This is a genomic window from Povalibacter sp. (genome assembly GCF_036735925.1).
Lineage (GTDB): Bacteria > Pseudomonadota > Gammaproteobacteria > Steroidobacterales > Steroidobacteraceae > Steroidobacter.
Window position 1 is genome coordinate 14,523 of sequence record NZ_DAINNK010000046.1, and the last position, 13,870, is coordinate 28,392.

A 13,870-nucleotide genomic window follows, 5' to 3' on the forward strand; every position below is an offset into this window, starting at 1 on the left:
AGCGAACCCGGAGTGCGCAAGCCACCGATCCGATGAGTGTCTGCACCCCTAGCGCGAGCAAGTGAAGCGATACTGGCGGGAACGCCCGAATCTTGTCGGAAAGCCGGGCCGCAACTCGTCCTTCGAGTGACAGACGGTGCAACCAGCCCCAGGAGCGCTTCGATGACCCCCACCATCACCGCTTTCGAACGCTCGCCCGATCGCGGCCGCGGACTGGCCCGCGACATGCGCGTACGCTGGGCGTTCGAAGAAACCGGCCAGCCGTACGACGTCCGGCTTCTTTCGTTCGGCGAGCTGAAGGAATCCGCACATCGCAGGCTGAATCCTTTCGGTCAGATTCCCACCTATGAGGAAGGCGATCTCGCCCTGTTCGAGTCGGGCGCGATCGTGTTCCACATCGCGCAGCAGCATGGCGGGCTGCTGCCGGCGGACGCCAATGCAAGGGCGCGCGCCATCGCATGGATGTTTGCTGCGCTCAATACGGTGGAGCCGCCGATCGTCGAGCGCTCGATGGCCAGACTCTTCGAGAAGGACAAGCGCTGGCACGAGGAGCGCCTCACCCTCCTCGAGGATCGGATCGATGGACGGCTGGCAGAACTCTCCCGTCGGCTGGGCGAGGCCGACTGGCTCGACGGTGCCTTCAGCGCCGGCGACCTGCTGATGGTGACGGTACTGCTCAGGCTGGGCGGATGGGGCCTGGAGAAATACCCGAACCTTTCCGCCTATATCGCCCGCGGCGAGGCGCGGCCCGCCTACCAGCGGGCTTTCGCTGCTCAGCTGGTGGTGTTCACTGCCAGTCAATCCAGCGGCTGACTTTCAACCGCCGCGTCAACGCGCCCACCCGCCCCAGACGATGATGCCCATGCCGGCAAGCGCCACCGCGGCGCCCAGCACATCGGTTGCCGTGAGCGGAACGCGGTCGACCTTCCAGAGCCAGACGAGCGCAACCGTAACGTAGACGCCTCCATAAGCGGCATAGACGCGCCCGGAGGCGGCTGGATGCAGCGTCAGAAGCCAGGCGAAGATTGCCAGGCTCGCCGCCGCCGGCAGCAGCAGGAATGCCGAACCATTCTTCTTCAGCCAGAGATACGGCAGGTAACAGCCGACGATTTCGGCGATCGCCGTGATCACGAAAAGCCCGATCGTCTTCAACATCAGCATGAGCACTCCCACCGCATCGGCGACATCTCCCGCTCAAGCGTAAATGCTCTGGCGTAAGCTGCATCGATAATTTCAGCGCGCGGTGCTCCACTGCGCGCCGATCAGGAACAGTTCATGCACAACCCTGCCACCGCTCTCCATGATGTCGTCATCGCGGGCGGCGGTCCCGTCGGACTGTTTCTCGCCGGCGAACTGCGGCTCGCCAACCTGTCGGTACTGGTAATCGAGCAGGCAGAGGATCCGCGTTCGCCCCTGAAGCGGCTTCCTTTCGGCATGCGCGGCCTGTCGGCGCCGACGCTCGAAGCCCTTTACCGACGCAATCTGCTGAATGACGTCGTCGCCCCGCCGGACGCGGAGAATCGAACGGATCGTATTTCAGCGGCCGCCCATTGGAAGCAGCAGCCGCGCCGCCCGGGCGGCCACTTCGCCGGCATCCAGTTCTTCCACGACGACATCGATCCGTCGAAATGGCCGTATCGACTGCCCAGTCCGGCAGGCACCCACGTACCCATCGAGATGGAGCACCTCGAATCCGTGCTGGCCGCGCGCGCAACCGGGGCGGGCGTCGAGATCCGACGCGGCTTGTCAGTGGAGCATGTCGAGCAGTCAGGTGACGAAGTCATCATTCGCGCCGGTGCGGAAACGTTCCGCGCTTCCTGGCTCGTCGGCTGCGATGGCGCGCGCAGCACGGTGCGCAAGACGGGCGGGATCGACTTCGTCGGTACCGAACCCGAGTTCACCGGCTATTCCGTCGAAGTGGAGCTCGCCGATCCGGACAGGCTCCACGTCGGCCGGCACTACACGGCGACGGGCATGTACACCTACGCCAGGCCCGGCACGATCGCGATGGTCGATTTCGACGGCGGTGCATTCCATCGCACGCAACCGATCACGCTCGACCATGTACAGACGGTGTTGCGCGGGATCTCCGGCGCGGACATCACCCTGACGGCTCTCCAGCTCGCGACGACCTGGACGGATCGCGCCCAGCAGGCGACGGCGTACCGTCGCGGCCGCGTACTGCTCGCGGGCGATGCGGCGCACATCCACTCGCCGCTGGGCGGTCAGGGACTCAATCTCGGCCTCGGCGATGCGATGAACCTGGGATGGAAACTGGCGGCGACGATCCGCGGCCAGGCGCCCACTGACCTGCTCGACACCTATATGAGTGAACGGCATCCGGTCGGCGCGCAGGTGCTCGACTGGTCGCGCGCCCAGGTTGCACTCATGCGGCCGACGCGCAGCACGCGCGCGCTCGAAACCATCATTCGCGACCTCATCGCGACTCGCGACGGCGCCACGTACTTTGCCGAGCGCGTGTGGGGCGTATCGCTTCGCTACGATCTTGGCGACAGCCATCCGCTCATCGGGCGCAGCGTTCCCGATTTCGAACTGACCGACGGCAGGCAGATCGGCCCGCTCCTGAGTCGCGGCAAGGGATTGCTGCTGGACTTCGACGCCCGTACATCGCTTCGTGCATTCGCGAGTCGCTGGCATGACCGGATCGACCATGTCGCCTGCGACGCCCGGGATCGGCTCGGCGTCAGCGCCGTGCTCGTGCGCCCTGACGGCTTCGTCGCCTGGGCCGCCCAGGATGCGACCGGGGATGAGGAACTTGCCGGAGCTGCCTTGCGGTGGTTTGGAGAGCCCTCGAAGATAGATTGATCGCTCGACGATGGGATGAAGCCGGATCGTGCTCCCTTCCTCCGCGCAGCGGGGACAGGGTTCCTGTAGGTCAGGCTTCAGCCTGACTCCTCAGAGGCCGGCTGAAGCCGGCCCCACAGTAAGAAACCCCCCACCCATTGCGTCTGATGTCGGATTCCAGGCCGCAGGTTCGTCCTTGCATCACGAAGACGGCATCTGCCTCGGGGTGCAATCGTCGATCACAAACCGCAACAGGAGCTGTCAACCATGAAAATCGTCACCAGCCTGAGTTTTCGCGGGCAATGCGCCGAGGCTTTCGCGTTCTATGCGCAAGTGCTCGGAGGAAAAATCACCGCCGCCATTCCCTATGGCGACGCACCGCCCGGCATGCCGATCAGCGACCCGAAGTACAAGAACTGGCTGATGCATTGCTGGCTCGACGTCGGCGACCAGGCAATGATGGGCGCAGACATGGATGTTGAGTGGGCTCCGAACATCGACAAACCGAAGAACGGCTTCGACGTCACGCTTCACAGCGCGTCCATCGAGGAAGCCCGCCGCTGGTTCGAGCAGTTGTCGGCCGGCGGCAAGGTCAACATGCCTTTCGGAGAAACTTTCTGGTCCCCGGGATTCGGTGGCCTGGTCGACAAGTTCGGCGTGCCGTGGATGATCAACACCATTCCGCAGGAAGGTTGGAAACCGAAAGGCTAGCGGCCTGCAACCACGGATTCGAGCAAGAGTGAGTGGAAATGGTGGAAATGGGGACATTCCTCATTCGCGAGCCGCCATCTGGGTGCGCGTGGTGGAGCACGCGCAAACGTTGGGAGATATGAGGAATGTCCCCATTTCCCCGAAGACCGATTGATCGCCGCTACTTCGCCGCCAGCTCGTACGCCTGGCGAATCAATTGCAGCACTCCTTCGCTCTGGCTTGAATCCTTCATCCGGTAGATCACACCGGCATCGTGCTCCGCATTGGCGATGAACTTGAAATCGGCAGGATCCCTGACGAACTCGTCGCGGTATACACATTCACCGAGCGACAGGTTCAGCAGCAGGATCAGGCGCCACTTTCTCGGCAGGATCTCCAGGAAGAAATCCCCGTCATCCGCATAGTAGGAAACCGAGTTCCTGCGCGGCACCTCGATGATGCGCGGGTCGATCTCCCGGATGAGCGGCCGCAGATGCTCACAGAGTTCGCGGACTTCGCCAGACATCGTGAGCTGCTCGACCGAATACTGCTGCGCCTCACGCTGCAGTTCCGTCCGCCGCGCGAGGCCCAGCATCTCGGGGCTCACATCGAGCGACGGCCAGATCTTCAGCGCGAGCTCACCCAGCACACGCCCGCGGCGTTCCATCTCCTTTTCCGTCCACTGGCTCTGCTCGCGGATGAACTTGTTCAGACGCACCGCACTTTCGTTGAAGCCACCCTTGACCTCCTTCTTGTCCTCGAACGGCCGGTCCGAGTACGTGCTGTTGTAGCCGGTCAGCGTCAGGTTACCCAACCGGTGCACCCATGTGTTCTGGATCTCCTTCCAGTCGGCGCCGAGCATGTCGCGCCATTTCTTTCCCAGGCGTTCGTTCTGGGGCAGTACGTGTTCGATGGTGTAGCTGCCGGTATCGCACGGCTCCCTGGTATCGAAGTTCTCGAAGCGATCGAGCATGTAGTGGCAGTTGCGTGTGTGATAGACGTCGCGCCGTTCCAGCTCCGTCCGGAATTCGTCGTCTGCAGGAAATCTGTTCGCCTCGCTCGCCGCGGCAAGCGCCAGCACCAGAGCGTCGAACGGCGCCTCGTCCGTGATCCGCTGCGCCAGCTGCATGAAGAACTGACCGTAACCGCGGGTCTGCATGCCGCACACGGCACGTCGGAAGACGTAGCTCTCCAGCAGCGCAAGCGCCGATCCCAGTTGGGCGTCGGTGAGCGTGCCGCAGCGTTCCCGACAATCCATCAGGCGCATCACGACGATGGCGGCAACCTGGGCCAGGCGATTGAGGCGCAGCAGTTGCTCCGAGAACGGCGCCGGCGCCGGCATGGCACCGACGAACGCAGCGTAGTAGCCGGAATGGCGCTGCATCTCCTGCAATGCGACATCGATGCCCCGCTCCTGCTGCAGCGACCGGAAGAAATCGCGGAACTCGTAGTAGATCCGGTCGGCGCGAGTCTGCCGGACGGCTTTCGAATGAAGCGCCATGAAATCACGGGCGAACGAGTCGAACGCCGCCGGCGAACCGCGGAAATGATCTTCGATGTGGCGCCAGTAGGTGTCGTACAGGCGGGTCTGATTCCTCTCATCCATCCGCATCAGGATGAAGTTGCGTATGAGGTCCGCCTGGGACAGATCGAGACCGGTGGAGTTGAGGCTCTCGAAGATCATCTGCGGGTCGTCCGAGCCGCGGTCCAGCGCCACGTCGACGACGATCAGCCGCGCGACTCCGCGATAGACCACGCGCGGATCGACCGCCGCCATCCTCTCCTTGAACAGTTCGTAGTTCTCCAGCACCCGGGACTCGTCGTCCATCGCCACCGCCTGTCCATCGAGCAATGCACTGAGCACTTCCTGATCGTGCCGGCGCAGAACGAGCTTGTGCTGCCGGCTGCCCTCCTCCTGCGAGTTCTTGAGGAAGTACGCTTCGATCCGCTTCGGCGTGGGATCGTCCTCGCCGGCAGGCTGCCAATGGGTCTCGATCAGATGGTCCCGCAGCGCGATCAGCAGCAGGGTGACGCTGGTCAGACGCTGCTGCCCGTCGATCAGCAACCAGCGCGTGAAGCCGGCGGCGGTGTCGCCAGACGGGATGTAGACGACCGAGCCGATGAAGTGACCCGGCGTACTCTCCTCGCCACCGACGCGAACGATGTCGTTCCATAGCTGGACGCACTGTGCTTCGGTCCAGCTGTAGTCGCGCTGAAATACGGGAATGACGAACTGGGTCGTTCCGTTGATCAGGCGGGTAAAGTGGCGATCGATGGCCTTCATTGTCCGTCGGCTCCTCGTAGAACAGGATTCGCAAGATCACACCCGAGGCAGGATCGTACGTCCCTTCCCCCCCCGCGCAGCGGGGGAAGGATGGATGGGGTTCCTGTAGGTCAGGCTTTAGCCTGACTTCTGATAAAGAGGCCGGCTCAAGCCGGCCCCACAGTAGGAGGCCCCACCCTGACCCTCCGCCGCGCCGCGGAAGGCGATCTCCACGAACGACCGCCACCTCTCTCCCGCTCCCACTCTCAACAGCCTCTCCCCGCTGTTCAATGCATTCCCCGGCGCCGTCCACGGCTCCACGCACACGAAGCCTTTCACCTTGAGCGTCCACACCACCCAGTAAGCGAAATCGTCGGAGGCGCTGACTTCGATTTCTCCGCCCTCCTCGCGTCGCAGGATCATGCGATGGGCCTTCTGGTCGAGTAGATGCAAATCGAGTTCGTCGGCCGTCAGGTCGAAGAAGCCATCGAACGGCCTGCTGTGCTTCGTGACATTGTCGAAAACCTGCGTTGCGTCGCTGGTGATTCGCGAGTGGAGTTTGTGGCCGACCACGAAATACGGGTGGTAGCCGAACGCGAACGGCATCGGCCGCGAGTCGCGGTTCTCGATGGTCATGTCGAGGTGCAGGCGCGAGGCCGAGACGCTCACCTCGAACACAGCCCTGAATCTCCAGGGATACTGCGCGAGCGTTTCCGGGTCTGACGCCAGCTGCAGCGTGACGCTCTGCGGTGTGCGCCCGATGACGTCCCAGGCTTTCGTGCGCGCGAAGCCATGCTGCTTCATGGAGCCGCTGTGTCCGTCGCAGCGCCAGCGATCGTCGGTCAGCCTGCCGGGCGAGGGAAACAGGATCGGAATGCCGCCGCGCACGTTCTTGCGCGAATCCTCGAACGTCTCCTGATCGAGGTAGAGCACGTCGTGCCCGCGCACCTTGAACGAAGTGACGAGCGCGCCGCGCCACGGTGCGATGGCGGCGGACGTGTCGGAGCCGGTATCGGCGATCGAAATCAGTTCCTGCGTCATGCCGGCGATCGTATCAGCTCGCAGGTATCGCCAGGACGCACGCCCGCGGCGTTCGCTTCGTCGGTATCCAGGTGCAAGCGCAGTTCGAATTTTTCCGAGACCCGCACCGACACATCGTTGAAAACGAGATCGCGACCGTCGCTGTCGATGCGAACGCTCACGGAATCGTGATCGCGGACACCGAGGCGGCGCGCATCGTGCGGATTCATGTGAATGTGGCGCCGCGCGCAGATCACGCCGCTGGCAATCGTGGTGCGGCCCGCCGGACTTTCGAGCGTGATGCCCGGCGTGTTGCGCAGATCGCCCGAGATGCGCACCGGCGCATCGACACCGAGGATGAATTCGTCGGAGCGCGAGATCTCGACCTGGTCATGGTCGCGCGGCGGCCCCATGAGCCGCACCTTCTCGATACGTCCGCGCGGACCGATCAGCGTGACTGACTCCCGCGCGGCGAACTGGCCGGGCTGCGACAGCTCCGCGCGCGGACTCAACCGGTAGCCGGCACCGAAGAGCTTCTCGATCGTCGGCTGCGACAGATGCGCGTGACGCGCGGAAATTTCGATGGGAATGCGAAGGCTCCTGTCCACGTCGGCCGTCTCCAGCAACGCAGCGGCCTGCAGCGCGATCTCCAGTTCTTCGTTGGCGCTCACGACCAGCAGGCGTGTGCGCGAGGATTCATCGGAGATGTCGCAGACGACCGTTTCCGCATCGACCTGCGCGTCGCGATTGCGATCCTCGTCGAATCGCGCGCCGAGGAAATCCAGTCGCTGCAGGATGCGATGGCGCATCAGCGCACTGTTCTGGCCGATGCCGCCGGTGAATGCGACGACATCCACGCCGCCCATCACGGCGGCATAGGCGCCGATGTACTTGCGCACGCGATGCGCATAGAGCGTGAGCGCCAGGCGGCTGATTTCATCGCCATCGGCCGCCCGCTGTTCCAGTTGCCGGACATCGTTGGTTCCCGCCAGCCCCTTGAGGCCCGAATCGCCGTTCAGCAGCTGGCCGAGCGTTTCCGACGTGTAGCCGCCGTGATCCATCAGGTGCAGCAGCACGCCGGGATCGACATCGCCGCTGCGCGTACCCATCACGAGACCTTCGAGCGGCGTCATGCCCATGCTGGTCTCGACGCTGCGTCCGTATTCGATGGCCGCGACGCTCGCGCCGTTGCCGAGATGACACGACACGATGCGCAATGCCTGCAGATCCATTTCCAGATGCGCCGCCACGCTGCGCGCCACCTGTCCGTGACTGGTGCCGTGAAAGCCGTAACGACGAATGCCCAGTCGCTGCGCGATGTCGCGCGGCAACGCGTACTCGCGCGCCCGTCGCGGCAGCGTCGCGTGAAATGCGGTATCGAACACGGCAACGTGCGGCACGCCGGGCAACTCCTGGCGGGCGAGCGTCGCGGCGGCGACGGCCATGGGATTGTGCAGCGGCGCGAGATCGTTCAGTTCGCCGATGGCGCGCAGCGTGTCATCGTCGAGGAGTGTCGGGCGCACGAACTTCGCGCCGCCGTGCACGATCCGGTGCGCAACGGCCTGCACGGGTTGATCGCCCCGGCGTCGCGACCGCAGTTCCTGGATGAGACGACGCATGCCCGCCTGCGCGTCGGTGCCGGCATCGAGCGGAATGCGTTCGTCGTCGATCAGCAACCGGCACTCGGCCGACCCGAGGCTGTCGATGTGCATGTCCAGCAGGCGCTGCCGCGAATCCGTGTCGATCAGCACGCTCTTGATCGACGAACTGCCACAGTTGAGAGCGAAGATGCGCATCGAGGGTCACCGGATCTCGCGACGCGCCGACCATAGCATCGGCGCACGCAGCGCCCAAGCCGCCGTTTACGCGATCGGCCCGGAGTTTCACCTTCTCCTTATGGCGTGGACCGGACGGCTCCGGCTAGTCTGCCGCCACCTGCCGACGATGCCGAACGATCAGAACGATGCACGACGTTGAAGGACGGTCATGAAACTGCCTGCTCTCCTGCCTGCCCTGCTCTGCACGCTGGCGATGGCCGGCTGCGAACAGAAATCCGCCGCACCGCCGGCAGCCGCGCCGCAACCCGCAGCGGGCGCCGTGCCTCAGCCCTCGTCCGCAGCGCAAAGCGTGCCCCAGCAATTGCCGGCGCTGTATTCGGGAACGCTGCCGTGTGCCGACTGCCCCGGCATCCGCTTCGACCTGGATCTGCGCGCGAACCATGTGTACGTGCTGCGCATGACGTACCTGGAGCGGGACACGAGCGTGGACGACATCGGTCAATGGTCGATCCAGGAAGACGAAGTCCTCACGCTCACCGGCAGCGGCGAGCGCCCCTCCGCCTGGGCCATTCGCGATGTCGATACGCTCAGCAAGCTCGATATCGAGGGCAAGCCGATCGAGTCGAACCTCAACTACACGATCGTGCGCCAGCCGGACTACACGGCGCTCGAACCGCATCTCACGATGCGCGGCCTGTATCGCTACATGGCGGACGCGGCGCAGTTCGAGGAATGTCTCACCGGCCTCAAGCTGCCGGTGGCGATGGAAGGCGACAATGTCGCGCTGCAGACCGCCTATGCAACCGTGCGACGCGAGCCGGGCGCAGCGGTGCTGGCGAGCGTCGAAGGTCGCATCGCACCGCGCCCGGCGATGGAGGGCGATCGCACGGTCGACATGCTGGTGGTCGACAGGTTCGTGCGCTTCTGGCCGAACGAAAGCTGCGGCGCGCGCGGCGTCACGCATGACCTCGTCAGCACGCGCTGGGTGCTGACGCGCCTGAACGACGAGCCCGTCGATGTCTCGAAGCTGCAGCGCGAGCCTTTCATCGCACTGGAAGGCAACGAGCACCGCGTGTTCGGCAACGGCAGCTGCAACCGCGTGGTCGGCGCATACGAAACCGAAGGCGAGCGGATCACGTTCAAGCAACTGGCGCTGACGCGCATGGCGTGTCCGAACATGGATTTCGAAGCTGCGTTCGGCAAGGCGCTGAATGCCGCAACGCGCTGGAAGATCAGCGGCGCCCACCTGGAACTGTTCGATGCGGACGGCAAGGTGGTGGCGCGGTTCGAAGAAAGAAATCTGTGATGACTGCAGGTGAGGCTTCGGCCTGACTGTTTTCAGGCCGGCTGTGACCGAAGGAAATCCCGCGGGAAAGCCGGCCCCACAAGATTCACCCGATCGCTCTCGGTCCAACAACAAGAGGAACAACAACCATGCCTCTCAGCAAGAAGCTCATCGCGGAATTCATCGGTACGTTCTGGCTCGTGCTCGGCGGCTGCGGCAGTGCCGTGCTTGCCGCGGCATTTCCGGAAGTCGGCATCGGCCTCGCGGGCGTCGCGCTTGCCTTCGGTCTCACGGTGCTGACGATGGCCTTCGCCATCGGGCATGTCTCCGGCTGCCATCTCAATCCTGCAGTCTCCGTCGGACTGTGGGCAGGCGGGCGCTTTCCGGCGTCGCAGCTGCTGCCGTACATCATTGCGCAGGTGCTCGGCGGCATTCTGGCCGCGTGGGTGCTGTACATGATCGCGTCGGGCAAGGCCGGCTTCGATCTCGCGGGCGGCCTCGCCTCGAATGGCTATGCGGAACATTCGCCCGGCGGCTATTCGCTGCACTCGGGCCTGCTGACCGAGATCGTCATGACGTTCATGTTCCTGATCGTCATCCTCGGCGCCACCGACAGGCGAGCGCCCGCTGGATTCGCACCGATCGCCATCGGCCTGTGCCTGACGCTGATCCATCTGATCTCGATCCCGGTGACCAACACGTCGGTCAATCCTGCACGCAGCACGGGACCTGCCGTGATCGTCGGCGGCTGGGCGCTCGCACAGCTGTGGCTGTTCTGGGTGGCGCCGATCGTGGGCGCCGCGGTGGCGGGGTTCGTGTACAGGAATGTGTTCGAGAAAGAATAGTCGCGACGCGGAGACAGTGGTGTGGGTCAGGCTTTAGCCTGACTCCGAAAGAGGCCGGCTAAAGCCGGCCCCACAGTCCTCGCCCGGATGACTGGGCCGGCCGGAGTCCGCATACTCCGGCCGACCCTCACTCCCCGTCGATTTTCGCTCCATGAACAAGGTCCGCCTGCTGACAGCGCCGCTGCTGGCGCTGATCAAACTTCACTGGATCGCGCTGTGCATCGCTGCGGGCGCGATCCTGCTGTACACGCTGGCCGGCTTCTTTCTCGTGCCCTACGTGGCGCGGATGCAGATGGAAAAATACGTGACGCAGACGCTGCATCGACAGGTGTCGATCGGCGAGATGCGTTTCAATCCCTTCGTCCTCGATGCCAGCGTCAGCAACTTCGATCTGCGCGAGGCCGACGGTTCGCCGCTGGTGTCGTTCCGTCATCTGTACGCGAACGCGCAGCTCGCCTCGCTGTGGCGGCGAGCCATCGTGCTGCACGAAGTCCAGCTCTCCGCGCCGAACATCGAACTCGTCATCGAGAAGGATGCTTCGGTCAATCTCGCGAAACTGTTTCCGCCATCGCCGGAACCCGAAGAGCCTTCCGAGCCGACCGCCGTGCGCATCGGCAATCTCTCGGTCCACTCGGGGCGCATCGGCGTCGCGGACTACACGCTCGCCGAACCGTTCAAGGGCGCCGTCACGCCGATCCGGTTCGCGCTCGACGATTTCCGCACCGACGCCAATTTCGAGAATGCCTACGATTTCAGCGGCACGACCACCGCGGGCGAGCAGCTCGCGTGGACCGGCGAGTTCACCGTCCGGCCGCTCGGCTCGAACGGCCGCTTCAGCGTCCGGGGCCTGCAGATCGCGACGATCGAGTCCTATATAAAGGAATCGATTCCGTTCCGGCTTGCCTCCGGACAGGCCGACATCGGCGGTACCTATCGCTTCGCGCTCGATCCTGCGTTCTCGCTCGATGTCACGCTGCCGAGCGCGCAGATACGCGAACTGTCGCTGGCCGAACGCACCGGCAACGCGGCAGCGCCGATCGTACTGCCGGCGATCGATGTGCAGGAGGTGCAGTTTTCGTACGCGAAGCGCGATGTGGGGCTGAAGCTCGTCGAAGTGAAGGATGCGCGCATCGCCGCGGCGATCGAGCGCGATGGGTCGATCAGTCTCATGCGGCTGTTCGGTGTGGCAAAGACCCCCACCCCAACCCTCCCCCGCTCCGCGGAGGAGGGAGCAGGAAAGGACGCTCCGCATGCCTCTTCCCCTCCTCCGCTTGCGGGGGAGGGCCAGGGAGGGGGCGCTGCCGACAACGAATGGCGTATCCACATCGACTCCATCCGCCTCGCCAACGCTGCGCTCACCGCCGAAGATCGCAGCGTCAATCCGGCGACGAAGTTCGAACTCGCACCGGTACAGGTGACGCTGAACGATTGGAGTACCGACGACGACGCGAAACTTCAGATCGATTCCGACATCACCATCAACAAACGGGGCCGCCTGCTCGCGAAGGGCGATCTGCAATTGACGCCGCTGACCACGCAGCTCGCGATCGACCTGAAGGATTTCGATCTGCCGGTGCTGCAGCCCTACATCGCGAAGACGACGGCGATGACGCTGCATTCCGGACGTCTCGGCGCCAAGGGTGACGTCACCTACGCGAGCGCGCCCGAATCCGCGCAGCCGGTGACCTTCAAGGGCGAGGTGCAGGTCGCCGACCTGCGCACGACCGACCAGCTCGTGAACGAGGACTTCCTCAAGTGGCGCAGCCTGGCGCTCACGGGCATCGATTTCTCGCTGCATCCCGACAAGCTGTCGATCGATCGCATCGTCGCGCGACAACCCTACGCACGCGTCGTGATTGCGCAGGACTCCTCGCTCAACATCACGCGGGTACTCAATCCGGACGGCCCGGTACAGGCGCCCGAAACGACGGACGAAGGAGAGAGCCAGCGGGCGGCGCCGGTCAGGGAGAAGGAGAAGGTGTTCCCGGTGCGCATCGGCACCGTGCAGTTCATCGACGGCTCCGCCAACTTCGCCGACTACTCCATCGAACCTTCGTTCGCCACGGGCATTCTTTCGCTCAACGGCAGCATCGTCGGCCTGTCGTCCGCGCCCGCTTCGCGCGCCAAGGTGAAGCTCGACGGCAAGGTGGACAAGTACGCGCCGGTGGACATCAACGGCGAAGTGAACCTGCTGTCGGCGAGCGTCTACACCGACCTCGCCATGAACTTCCGCAACATGGAGCTGACGACCTTCAATCCCTACTCGGGCAAGTTCGCCGGCTACAACATCAGCAAGGGCAAGCTCTCGACCGAACTACGCTACAAGGTGCAGGACCGCAAGCTCGATGCCGCGCATCACATCGTGCTCGACAATCTCGAGTTCGGCGCCAAGACGGATTCCAAGGACGCCGCGCCGATTCCCCTCAAGCTCGCCGTCGCGCTGCTGAAGGATCGTCACGGCGTCATCGACGTCAACCTGCCGGTGACGGGAACGCTCGACGATCCGAAATTCCGGCTCGGTCCGATCATCTGGAAGGCGGTGCTCGGCCTGCTCACCAAGATCGTCACGGCCCCGTTCGCTGCGCTCGGCGCGCTGTTCGGTGGCGGCGATGAACTCGCCTACGTCGATTTCGCGCCGGGCACGGCGGTGCTGGCGCCGACGGAAATCGAGAAGCTGAATACGCTGTCCAGAGCGCTGGTCGAACGTCCGCAGCTCAAGCTGAACGTCCCGCTGACCGTCGTCGCCGAAGCCGACGGCGCCGCACTGGCACAGGAACGCCTGGCCGCGACGCTGCCGCCCCCCGGTGAACTCACGGACGACCGCGCCAGGCGCAAGCGCGTGGCCGAACTAGAGAAGGCCTACAGGCAGATCGTCAACGCGGCGCCCGAGTACCCGCCGGAAACGAAGACGGACAAGGGCGTCGATCTGGACGCACAGATCCAGTTCCTGGATCGCTCGCTGCTGGAACGGCTGCAACCCGACGATGCCGCGCTCACCGAACTCGGACGCCAGCGCGCCCGCGCCGTTCAGGATGCCCTGCTCGTCAACACCGAACTGAATCCTGAACGCGTGTTCATCACCTCCGAGCGTTCCGAAGGCAAGTCGCAGAACGAGTCGGTCCGCATGGAAATGCAGCTCGAGTGAGCCCGCCGGCCGATTGACCGTCCGCAACGGACCTGCGAC

10 protein-coding genes are annotated in these 13,870 nt (G+C 64.3%); 6 read left to right on the top strand and 4 right to left on the bottom strand.

The window, feature by feature from the left end:
• The first annotated feature begins 162 nt into the window (after window positions 1–162).
• Window positions 163–813 carry a glutathione S-transferase family protein gene (locus tag V7D81_RS14575; protein ID WP_324317493.1) on the top strand — a complete coding sequence of 217 codons (651 nt, stop codon included), beginning with the start codon at window positions 163–165 and terminating at the stop codon, window positions 811–813.
• 15 nt (window positions 814–828) lie between these two features.
• Here V7D81_RS14575 and V7D81_RS14580 read toward each other — a convergent pair whose 3' ends face one another.
• Window positions 829–1,161: a YnfA family protein gene (locus tag V7D81_RS14580; protein WP_324317495.1), complete on the bottom strand. Its 333-nt coding sequence runs from the start codon at window positions 1,159–1,161 to the stop codon at window positions 829–831.
• 114 nt (window positions 1,162–1,275) lie between these two features.
• Between V7D81_RS14580 and V7D81_RS14585 the strand changes: the two genes are divergently transcribed.
• Window positions 1,276–2,826: an FAD-dependent monooxygenase gene (locus tag V7D81_RS14585; protein ID WP_324317497.1), complete on the top strand. Its 1,551-nt coding sequence runs from the start codon at window positions 1,276–1,278 to the stop codon at window positions 2,824–2,826.
• Window positions 2,827–3,072: 246 nt separating this feature from the next.
• On the top strand, window positions 3,073–3,516 hold the full coding sequence (locus tag V7D81_RS14590) for a VOC family protein (protein ID WP_324317499.1): 444 nt from the start codon (window positions 3,073–3,075) through the stop codon (window positions 3,514–3,516).
• 160 nt (window positions 3,517–3,676) lie between these two features.
• Here the strand turns inward: V7D81_RS14590 and V7D81_RS14595 are convergent, their stop codons facing one another.
• The 3 genes from V7D81_RS14595 to V7D81_RS14605 all read right to left on the bottom strand — a co-directional run bounded on the left by V7D81_RS14595 (window position 3,677) and on the right by V7D81_RS14605 (window position 8,574).
• Window positions 3,677–5,779 carry a DUF262 and DUF1524 domain-containing protein gene (locus tag V7D81_RS14595; RefSeq protein ID WP_324317501.1) on the bottom strand — a complete coding sequence of 701 codons (2,103 nt, stop codon included), beginning with the start codon at window positions 5,777–5,779 and terminating at the stop codon, window positions 3,677–3,679.
• A 117-nt stretch (window positions 5,780–5,896) separates the two neighbouring features.
• The gene (locus V7D81_RS14600; protein ID WP_324317503.1) at window positions 5,897–6,799 is read right to left on the bottom strand and encodes an aldose epimerase family protein; all 903 of its coding nucleotides are present in this window, start codon (window positions 6,797–6,799) and stop codon (window positions 5,897–5,899) included.
• Complete coding sequence (locus tag V7D81_RS14605; RefSeq protein ID WP_324317505.1) at window positions 6,796–8,574, bottom strand: acetate/propionate family kinase; 1,779 nt, start codon at window positions 8,572–8,574, stop codon at window positions 6,796–6,798. Before V7D81_RS14605 ends, V7D81_RS14600 begins: the two co-directional genes overlap by 4 nt.
• A 190-nt stretch (window positions 8,575–8,764) precedes the next feature.
• Between V7D81_RS14605 and V7D81_RS14610 the strand changes: the two genes are divergently transcribed.
• The 3 genes from V7D81_RS14610 to V7D81_RS14620 all read left to right on the top strand — a co-directional run bounded on the left by V7D81_RS14610 (window position 8,765) and on the right by V7D81_RS14620 (window position 13,831).
• Window positions 8,765–9,862, top strand: coding sequence for an META domain-containing protein (locus V7D81_RS14610; RefSeq protein WP_324317507.1), 1,098 nt, complete (start codon window positions 8,765–8,767; stop codon window positions 9,860–9,862).
• A 128-nt stretch (window positions 9,863–9,990) separates the two neighbouring features.
• Window positions 9,991–10,686 carry an aquaporin Z gene (gene aqpZ, locus V7D81_RS14615; protein WP_324317508.1) on the top strand — a complete coding sequence of 232 codons (696 nt, stop codon included), beginning with the start codon at window positions 9,991–9,993 and terminating at the stop codon, window positions 10,684–10,686.
• Window positions 10,687–10,837: 151 nt separating this feature from the next.
• On the top strand, window positions 10,838–13,831 hold the full coding sequence (locus tag V7D81_RS14620; protein ID WP_324317510.1) for a DUF748 domain-containing protein: 2,994 nt from the start codon (window positions 10,838–10,840) through the stop codon (window positions 13,829–13,831).
• Window positions 13,832–13,870 lie beyond the last annotated feature (39 nt).